The organism is Kitasatospora sp. NPDC091257 (genome assembly GCF_044757675.1).
GTDB classification, from domain to species: Bacteria; Actinomycetota; Actinomycetes; order Streptomycetales; family Streptomycetaceae; genus Kitasatospora; species Kitasatospora lactacystinica.
Genome location: NZ_JBIVVI010000265.1, coordinates 1 through 8563, shown reverse-complemented (window position 1 = coordinate 8563; position 8563 = coordinate 1). Strand labels below are relative to the sequence as shown.

9 protein-coding genes are annotated in these 8563 nt (G+C 75.1%); 5 read left to right on the top strand and 4 right to left on the bottom strand.

Going from position 1 to position 8563, the window contains the following annotated elements; all coding sequences use genetic code 11:
- Positions 1–69 precede the first annotated feature (69 nt).
- The 4 genes from ACIQOV_RS15030 to ACIQOV_RS15015 all read right to left on the bottom strand — a co-directional run bounded on the left by ACIQOV_RS15030 (position 70) and on the right by ACIQOV_RS15015 (position 4301).
- The gene (locus ACIQOV_RS15030; RefSeq protein WP_401048695.1) at positions 70–1368 is read right to left on the bottom strand and encodes a PLP-dependent aminotransferase family protein; all 1299 of its coding nucleotides are present in this window, start codon (positions 1366–1368) and stop codon (positions 70–72) included.
- A complete protein-coding gene (locus ACIQOV_RS15025) occupies positions 1365–2300 on the bottom strand; it encodes an alpha/beta hydrolase (protein ID WP_401048693.1) in 936 nt (311 codons plus the stop codon). The genes ACIQOV_RS15030 and ACIQOV_RS15025 overlap by 4 nt, the downstream gene beginning before the upstream one ends.
- Positions 2301–2326: 26 nt before the next feature.
- Positions 2327–3103 (bottom strand): class I SAM-dependent methyltransferase, encoded by a 777-nt coding sequence (locus ACIQOV_RS15020; RefSeq protein WP_401048692.1) that lies wholly within the window; start codon positions 3101–3103, stop codon positions 2327–2329.
- Between the two features lie 97 nt (positions 3104–3200).
- Complete coding sequence (locus tag ACIQOV_RS15015; protein ID WP_401048691.1) at positions 3201–4301, bottom strand: alpha-hydroxy acid oxidase; 1101 nt, start codon at positions 4299–4301, stop codon at positions 3201–3203.
- A 179-nt stretch (positions 4302–4480) separates the two neighbouring features.
- Here ACIQOV_RS15015 and ACIQOV_RS15010 point away from each other — a divergent pair, with 179 nt between their 5' ends.
- From ACIQOV_RS15010 to ACIQOV_RS14990, 5 genes are all read left to right on the top strand, one after another.
- Positions 4481–5920: a class I adenylate-forming enzyme family protein gene (locus tag ACIQOV_RS15010; protein WP_401048689.1), complete on the top strand. Its 1440-nt coding sequence runs from the start codon at positions 4481–4483 to the stop codon at positions 5918–5920.
- An 80-nt stretch (positions 5921–6000) separates the two neighbouring features.
- Positions 6001–6276 carry a phosphopantetheine-binding protein gene (locus tag ACIQOV_RS15005; RefSeq protein WP_380553714.1) on the top strand — a complete coding sequence of 92 codons (276 nt, stop codon included), beginning with the start codon at positions 6001–6003 and terminating at the stop codon, positions 6274–6276.
- A complete protein-coding gene (locus tag ACIQOV_RS15000) occupies positions 6273–6539 on the top strand; it encodes an acyl carrier protein (RefSeq protein ID WP_401048687.1) in 267 nt (88 codons plus the stop codon). The genes ACIQOV_RS15005 and ACIQOV_RS15000 overlap by 4 nt, the downstream gene beginning before the upstream one ends.
- Entirely contained in the window at positions 6536–7693 is a 1158-nt protein-coding gene (locus ACIQOV_RS14995; RefSeq protein ID WP_401048685.1) for a beta-ketoacyl synthase N-terminal-like domain-containing protein, read from the top strand. The genes ACIQOV_RS15000 and ACIQOV_RS14995 overlap by 4 nt, the downstream gene beginning before the upstream one ends.
- Before the next feature lie 11 nt (positions 7694–7704).
- Complete coding sequence (locus ACIQOV_RS14990) at positions 7705–8337, top strand: hypothetical protein (RefSeq protein ID WP_401048683.1); 633 nt, start codon at positions 7705–7707, stop codon at positions 8335–8337.
- The last annotated feature ends 226 nt before the right edge of the window (positions 8338–8563 follow it).

Genomic DNA, 8563 nt, shown 5'->3' with positions numbered 1-8563 from the left:
CCCGGCTCGTGGTGAGCCGGGCCCCTCCCTCGTTCGTCGTTCCGCGCCCCCGCCGGTCCGCGCGGGCTCTCAGTCCGCCACGAAGGCCGTCACGAAGGCCGCCAGCCTGGCCACGCCGTCGATGATCTGTGCCTGCGTCAGCGAGCTGACGGACAGCCGCAGCCGCTGCTCGCCACCGCCCGCCGGGTAGAACGGCGCCATCGGTGTCCAGAGCACCCCGTGCTCGCGGGCGCAGCGCTCCATGGCGGCCTCGTCGGCGACGAACGGCACCGTCAGCACCGCGAAGAAGCCGCCGTCCGGCCGGGTCCAGGAGATGCCCAGCCGGTTCCGCACGGAGGCCGGGAAGTGCCGGTCCAGCTCCCGCAGCAGGGTGTCCAGGCCGGCCGCGTAGTGGGCCGTGGCACGGGCGTTGGCGGCCCGCAGGCGGCAGTCGTGGGTCAGCAGCATGCCGCCGATGACGGCCTGGCTGAGCGCCGGGGTGTTGACCGTCGTCATGCTCTTCAGCTTGGCCAGCTCGTCCGCGAGGAGGCTGCGCCGGCCGTCGGGGCCGGTCACCTCCTGGTCGGCGACCACGTAGCCGAGGCGGGCCCCGGGGAAGCAGGTCTTGGCGAAGGAGCCCAGGTGGACGACCTGGCGGCGGCGGTCCAGCGCCTTGAGGGTGGGCCGCAGCCCCGGGGTGCGGGAGAAGAAGCCGTACGGGTTGTCCTCGACGACGAGCACGCCCTCCTCGGCCGCCGCCTCCAGCAGCCCGGCGCGGGCCGGGACCGGCATGCTGGTGCCGGAGGGGTTGGCGAAGTCCGGGACGACGTAGAAGGCGCGCGGACGGCGTCCCTCGGCCCGCACCGCGCGGGCGGCCTCCCGGAGCGCCGCCGGGTCGGGGCCGCCGTCCGGGCCCTCGGGGACGGGGCGGACGGTCAGGTCGAGCAGCCGGGCGGCGCCGGTGACGCCGACGTAGCAGGGCGAACTGACCAGCAGGACGTCGTCCGGGCCGGCGCACAGGGCGCGCAGCGTCAGCAGCATGCCCTCCTGGGCGCCGACCGTGACCACCACGGCCGCGGGGTCGACGGTCAGGCCCTCGTCGTGGGCCAGCGTGCGGGCGATCAGCTCGTTGATGATGCCCTTGGTCGGACCGTACTGGAACAGCGCGGTGCGCACCGCGTCCCGGTCCAGGCCGCGGTCGGCCAGGTGGGCGAGGTAGGTCTCCAGGTACGCCGGGACGTCCTGGGGCTCGAAGAAGCCCTCGTAGGGGCGGCCGGGGGCGAAGGAGACCGCCTCCGGGTAGCGGGTGGTGACCTCGTTGAGGAAGGTCATCGCGTCCAGCAGCGGATCGGCCAGGGAGGCGTGCAGGTCGCTCAACGGGATCGTCATCGCAGCGCCTCCCGGAGGCGCTCGGCCGCGAAGTCCTGGGCCTCGGCGGCGGCGTCCAGGGTGCCGGTCATGGCGAAGAAGCCGTGCGGCATGCCCTGGTAGCGGCGCAGGTCCACCGGGACCCCGGCGGCGCGCAGCGCCTCGGCGTACTGCTCGCCCTCGTCCCGCAGCGGGTCGTACTCGGCCGTCAGGACGGTCGCGGGCGGCAGGCCGGCCAGGGTGGCGGCGCGCAGCGGGGAGGCGTACGGGCTGGCGCCGTCGCCCTCGTCGGCCAGGTAGTGGCCCCAGTACCAGGCCACCGAGCGGCGGTTGAACAGTGCCGGGTCGTCGTGGGCGCGCAGCGAGGGGGTGTCGGCGCCGTGGTCGGTGTTGGGGTAGACCAGCAGTTGGTGGCGCAGGGCGGGGCCGCCCTCGGCGCGCAGCAGCAGGGTGAGCGCGGCGGTGAGGTTGCCGCCGGCGCTGTCCCCACCGACCGCGATCCGGTCCGGGTCGATGCCGAACTCCGCCGCCCTTTCGACGAGTTGCAGCAGTGCGGCGCGGCAGTCGTGCAGCGCCGCGGGAAAGGGGTGTTCGGGGGCGAGCCGGTAGCCGACGGAGGCGGTGACGCAGCCGACGGCGTTGGTGAGCCGGCGGCAGATCGCGTCGCTGGTGTCGGGCGAGCCGAGCGTCCAGCCGCCGCCGAACAGGTAGAGCAGGGTGGGCAGCCGGCGGCCGGGCGGCTCGGGGCGGTAGAGCCGCAGCGCGAGTTCGCCGCCGGGACCGGGGATGCGGTACTCCTCGACGGCGGCGACCGGTTCGGGTGTGCCGGCCGCCGCGCGGATGTCCGCGAGGTCGGCGGCACGGGCCTCGGCGAGGCTGAGGGTGTAGAGCGGCGGGGCACCGCTGCCGGCGCGCCTGGTGCGCAGCGCTTCGGCCTGGGGGTGCAGGGGCATGGGCGGATCCATTCGGTGCGGAGGGCTCAGCGGTCTGCCTCGACGTAGACGGTCTCGTCGGTGCGGAAGGCCGTGTCGAGGTCGGCGACGTCCGGCCGGGTGCCCTGCCGGTAGGCGCACGGGCGAATCCTCCCGGGGTCGAAGCCGGCCCGGGTGAGGACATGCCGCAGTTCGTCCAGGTCGTAGATCCACTGGTGCCCGAAGTGCCGGAAGATCTGGTTCACCAGGAAGGCCGGACGCGCGGGCATCGGCGGGCCGAAGCCGAGAGTGGTCAGCCGGCGCCGGTGCTTGGCGAGGAAGCCGTCGCCGGTGGCGTAGCCGACCAGGTAGCGGGCGAGGTCGGGGGTGGTCAGGCGCAGGACGCCGCCGGGGCGCAGCACCCGGCGGGCCTCGCGCAGCCAGCCGACGGCGACGGGCATGGTGACGTGCTCGATCAGGTGCTCGGCGTACACCCAGTCGACGCTGGCGTCCGCGAAGGGCAGCGGTTCGGCGATGTCGAGCCGGGTGAACCAGCGGTCGCCGTCGACCCGGTAGAGGGTGCCGGGCTCGGTGGCGGTGTCGGGGCTGCGCAGGGTGGCGAGGTCGGTGCCGAGCCCCTGGGGGTGGGCGGTCCGGAAGGCGGCGAACTCGATGCCGGTGATGCCGAGTTCGCGCAGGCCCGCGTGGTCGCGCGGCAGCCCGCCCGGATGCGCTTCGAGCTTCTCGCAGGTGGCGACCTGTTCGCTGAAGGCGTCCAGTCGGGGGGCCAGCCCGTCCGGGTCGTCCCAGTCCCAGCCCGGGAATCGCTCGCTCTGCTCGGTCATGTGTCGGACCTCCTGGTGGGAAGAACGCGGTTCGGGGGCGGCGCGGTTCAAGGGCCGCGCGGGTGCGAAGCGGATGAACGACCGCGCGGGTGCGGCGTCAGCCGGCCGGGCAGGGCCAGGGGGCGAGGACCGTGCGGTCCAGGTCGGCGAGCCGGGGGCGGCCCAACAGGGCCATGGTGTGCTCCAGTTCCTCGCGCAGCAGGTCGAGCACCCGGTGCACCCCGGCCTCGCCGTCGGCGGCCAGGCCCCAGAGCGCGGGGCGGCCGATCAGCACGGCGCGGGCGCCGAGGGCGAGGGCGATCGCGAGGTCGGTGCCGCTGCGCACGCCGCCGTCGAACAGCACGGGTAGGTCGGCGGGCACCGCCTCGACCACGTCCGGGAGTGCCGCCAGGGCCGGTATCGCCCCGTCGAGTTGGCGTCCGCCGTGGTTGGAGACCAGGAGGGCGTCGACGCCGTGCTCGACGGCCAGCCGGGCGTCCTCGGCGGTGAGGACGCCCTTGAGGACCAGCGGCAGCCGGGTGCGTTCGCGCAGCCAGGCCAGATCGGTCCAGCTCAGGGTGGGGTCGAACTGCTCACGGGCGTGCTCGGCGATGCCCGAACTGCCGCCGGCGGCGCGGTGACTGGCGGACATCAGGGACCGGTCCAGGTTGACCGCCCGGACGGTGGGCGGGACGGCGAAGCCGTTGCGCAGGTCGCGCAGCCGACGGCCGATCCTGGGGGCGTCCACGGTCAGCACCAGTGCGCGGTAGCCGGCCGCCTCGGCGCGCTCCACCAGGGCGGCGAGGGCGGCGCGTTCGCGCAGCCAGTACAGCTGGAGCCAGAGCGGGCCGGTGGCGGCCGCGGCGATCTCCTCCAGGGTGCGGCTGGCGAACATCGCGGCGACCAGCAGGGCTCCGGCCCGGCCGGCGGCGCGCGCGGTGGCGGTCTCGCCCTCCGGGTCGACCAGCCGGTGGTAGGCCATCGGGGCGATCCCGAGCGGGAGGCGCAGCGGTGCGCCGAGCAGGGTCAGTGTCGGGTCGCAGGCGGAGACGTCGACCAGCGTGCGCGGACGCAGCGCATGGCGTCCGAACATCTCCCGGTTGGCCGCCAGGGTGCGTTCCGCATCGCTGCCGCCTTCGATGAAATCCCAGATTTCCGTTGGGAGTCGGTCGCGCGCCGCGCGCTCGATCCCGGCCGACGTGAGAACTCTCACGGGCATTCCTCGTTCCAGGACGGCCACGCGCGGGCCGGTCCTGGTTGGGCAGCGTAGGAGCAACGACCACATTGGTATAGACCTTGATTTGACCAAACGTCTGTGCCATGGTCTGGCCACGGAATTGGCCGTTCTGACTTGTTAACGGCGTTCATGTCAAATCCCCTCACTTGTGTGGAGCCGCGTTGACCGGCTTTTCCCCCTCCGTACTTCCGGCTGCCTTCCTGCCGCACTCCGACGCCCCGGACTCCTGGGTCGACCGGCTGCTGCTGGCCGGCCCCGGCACCGAGGAGTGCCTGCGCCTCGGCGCACCGCTCGACCGGGACGCCCTGCGCGCCCTGGTCGAGGATCAGTCCGACCGACTGGCGGCCGCCGGACTCGGCCCCGGCGGGACGGCGGCGCTGCGACTGCCGCCCTCGGTGGCGTTCGTCGCGGTGCTGCTGGCATGCTGGCGTCTCGGCGCCCAAGTCGCACTGCTCGACCACCGGTTGACCGACCACGAGATCGACGCGGCGGTGGCGCGGCTGGCCCCGCAGGTGCTGGTAGGCTCCGCCCATCGGTCCGCGGCGGCCCTGCGCGGCTTCTCCGAAGTCGAGCCGGTGGCCGTCCCGTTGACGGACGGACGCCCGGCCCGCACCGGGCACGCGTTGATCCAGCTCAGCTCCGGATCCACCGGTCCGGCCAAGGTCATCGCCCGCACGGCGGCCGATCTACTACGCGAACTCGACTGTTACCGAAGGCTGGTGGAGTTCCCCGGCGAGGGCGAGCGGGTCGTCCTGCTCTCCTCGGTGGTGCACGTTCTCGGCCTGGTCGGCGGGCTGCTCAACAGCCTGCATGCCCGGGTCGCGCTCACCGTGCCGGAGCGGATGACGGCGGCGGGCATCCTCGCCGAGGTCGCCGCGAGCGACCGGCCGACGACCGTGATCGGGGTGCCCTTCCACGCCGAGCTGCTGGCGGGGACGGTCGCTCCCCCGCCGCTGCCCCGGCTGCGGCGGATGGTCGTGGCGGGCGAGCTCGTCCGCCCGGGACTGCCCGCGCTGTTCACCGAACGCTACGGCGTCCCGCTCGGCACCATGTACGGCATGACCGAGACCGGGGTGATCGCCACCGATCTCTCCGGCACGCTCCACCCCGCCAAGCAACCCGTGCACGACATGGAACTGCGCCTGGTGAAGGGCGAGTTGCAGATCGGCGCGGCGGCCTCCCCGTACCCCGGACTGGACGATCCGACCCGCTGGTCGGACGGCTGGCTGCACACCCGGGACGCCGCCGAGCTGACCGCCGACGGCCTGGTCACCGTGCTCGGCCGACTGGACTCCCAGGTCTCGATCGGCGGCCTGAAGGTCGACCTCACCGAGGTCGAGCAGACGCTCGCCGCGCTGCCCGAGGTCCGCGAGGCCGTCGTGGTCTTCGACGGCGGCGCGATCGAGGCCTACCTGGCCACCGAACCCGGGACCGACCTCGCCTCCGTCCAGGACGGGCTGGCCCGCCGGCTGGCCGCCTACAAGCGGCCGCGCCGGCTCGCCGGGCTGGACCGGCTCCCCCGCACCGCCACCGGAAAGCTGCTGCGCGACCCGGCCGCCCTGCGCGAGCGCGCGGCCGCCGGCCGGCCCGCCGCAGGCTGACCCCGCCCGCCACCGGGCCGGCCGCACCCGGCCGCACCCCGAACCCTTCGCACCACCACCCCGACAAGGAGCCCACCACCATGCAGGACCGCATCCGCGCCTTCGTCCTGGCGGCACTCGCCGAGATGCAGTACGACGTCTCCGAGGTCACCGGGGACACCGACCTCGGCCCGGCCGGACTGGACCTCGAATCGCTCGCCCTCGCCGACCTGTCGGTGCAGGTCGAGGACGAGTTCGGGATCAAGTTCGACCTGGACGAGATGGAGACCACCGCGCTGATGACGCTGGACGAGTTCACCGCCGACGTCACCCGCCGGGTCGACGCCCTCGCCGCCGCCTCCGGCAGCGCCGCGTGACCGGCTCCCCGCTCCCCGACGCCCTGCCGGACCGGACCGAGGTCCTCACCATGCTGGCGGCGTTCGGGCAGCGCGCCGTCGACGCCGTGCCAGAGGACCTCGGGTCGCTCGAACTCACCTGGCTCGTCGCCGAGTTCGAGCAGCGGTACGGGCTCCAACTGGACCTGGACGACGACCGTTTCGGCGCGGTGCGCACCGTCGACGACGCCGCCGAACTGCTGCGCGAGGCCGTCCTCGCCGACCGCGCGGGCGCACGGCCGTGATCGCCGCCGGGACGGGCACCGGACCACCGGGCCGGACGGCCGGCCACCCGGTGGTCACCGGTGTCGGGGTGCTCAGCGCCGCCGGGCGCGGACTCGCCCCGCTCGCCGAGGCCGCCACCCACGGCAAGTCCCTGTTCGGCCCGGTCACCCGCTTCGATGTGAGCTCCCGCCGCACCACCCGGGCCGCGCTGTTCCCCGCCACCGTGCCGCTGGCCTGCACCTTTCCGCTGGCCAGGGCCGTGCTCGACGCGATCGGCCAGGCCTGCGGGCAGGCCGGGCTGACCGCCGCCGAGGGCGCCGGACTGCCCGTGCTGCTCGCGCTGCACAGCGACGAGCGCACCCGCGCGACCGCCGCCGCGGTGGCCGCCGGGGTCCGCGCCGACTGGGGCGCGCCGGGCGTCACCCGGGTGTACAACGGCGCCTGCGTGGCCGCCGCGACCGCCGTCGCCGACGCGGGCGCCCTGGTGGCCGCCGGACGGCACGAGCGGATCCTGGTCGCCGCCGGACACCTGGTCGAACCGGGCGTCTTCGCGGTCTTCGACGCCGGACGGGCGCTGGCCCGGGACGGCGAGGCGCGCCCGTTCAGCGCCGGCCGCACCGGCACCCTGCTCGCCGACGCGGCCGCGGCCGTCCTGGTCGAGTCCGCCCCGGCCGCCGAACGCCGCGGCGCGCCCGCCCTCGCCCGGCTGGCCGGCTGGGGCCGGGCCGGGGACGCCCACCACGTCTGCCGCCCGGACCCGGAGGGCGGCGGGGCGATCCGGGCGATCGGGGCCGCGCTCACCCGCGCGGGCGTCGACCCGGCCGAGATCGGCTACGTCAACGCCAACGGCACCGGCTCCGCCCTCGCCGACCGCGCCGAGGCCCACGCCCTGCGGCGGGTGTTCGGCCCGCACACCGACCGCCTGCCGGTCAGCTCCAGCAAATCCGTGCACGGGCACGCCCTGGAGGCCTCCGCGCTGCTCGAACTCGCCGCCACCATCGGCGCGTTGGGCACCGGACTGCTCCCGGTCAACGCCGGCTGGCTCGGCCCGGACCCGGACGTCGCACTGGACCTCGTCCTGGACGGCCCGCGCGCCGCCCGCCCCCCGTACGCCCTCAGCCTCAACTCCGCCTTCGGCGGCGCCAACACCGCGCTGCTGCTGGCCCCGGGATGACAGCCACCGCCATGACCACCCCTGCCGACCACACCCACGGACTGCGGATCCTCGCCGAGGCCCGCCACCCCGCACCGGGCCCGGACGGGCCCCCGCCACCGCCACCACTGCCCGGATTCTCCGCCTCCGGCTTCAATCCGCTGGTCGCCGACACCGCCGAACGCTGCCTGCGCGCCCACCACGGCGAGCCGCCCGCACCCGGGCGGACCGCCCTGCTGCTCGCCAGCGCGAGCGGCGACCTCGAAACCGCGCGGGCCATCGAGCGCAGCGCCGAACCCGGGCAGCGGACCGGCCCGCTGCTGTTCTTCCAGTCCAACCCCAACGCCGTCCTCGGACACATCGCCGCGCGCTGGGGCCTGACCGGCCCGGTCGTGGCGATCTGCCCGGCCGAGGCCGAACCCGGCCGTGTCCCCGCCGAGGCGTTCGAACTCGCCGCACTGCTGCTCCAGGACGGCGACGCCGACCGGGTGCTGGCCGTGGCCGCCGAGCAGACGCCCGACGGGGACCTGGCCGCGGCCGTCCTGCTCGCCGGTCCGGCCACGGAATCCGTACGGGCCGAAACCGAACCGGCCGAAACCGAACGGACCGAACCCGAACGGACTGAACCCGAACGGACTGAACCCGCCGCCCGCCCCTGGCCGTAGCAATCATCGAGGCCCGGCGCCTGACGCAGCCGCACCCGGCACACCAGCGCCCCCGCCCGTCTCCGTCTCACTCCCGACATCCGCCGCCCGACGACGCGCGGCCGACCGCACCCGCCGCCCGTGCGGCCGCCCCTGCCACCCGATCAGCCGCCCGGGCCGTCCACCGGCCCAGCCGGCGCGCGCAGGCCGTCCAGGAAGATCTGCAGGTGCCGGTGGACGAAGTCGT

Excerpts from the sequence above, each read along its gene's own strand:
- ACIQOV_RS15025 (WP_401048693.1), bottom strand. The coding sequence starts at position 2,300 with ATGCCCCTGCACCCCCAGGCCGAAGCGCTGCGCACCAGGCGCGCCGGC.
- ACIQOV_RS15020 (WP_401048692.1), bottom strand. The coding sequence starts at position 3,103 with ATGACCGAGCAGAGCGAGCGATTCCCGGGCTGGGACTGGGACGACCCG.
- ACIQOV_RS15030 (WP_401048695.1), bottom strand. The coding sequence starts at position 1,368 with ATGACGATCCCGTTGAGCGACCTGCACGCCTCCCTGGCCGATCCGCTG.
- ACIQOV_RS14990 (WP_401048683.1), top strand. The coding sequence starts at position 7,705 with ATGACCACCCCTGCCGACCACACCCACGGACTGCGGATCCTCGCCGAG.
- ACIQOV_RS15015 (WP_401048691.1), bottom strand. The coding sequence starts at position 4,301 with ATGCCCGTGAGAGTTCTCACGTCGGCCGGGATCGAGCGCGCGGCGCGC.
- ACIQOV_RS15005 (WP_380553714.1), top strand. The coding sequence starts at position 6,001 with ATGCAGGACCGCATCCGCGCCTTCGTCCTGGCGGCACTCGCCGAGATG.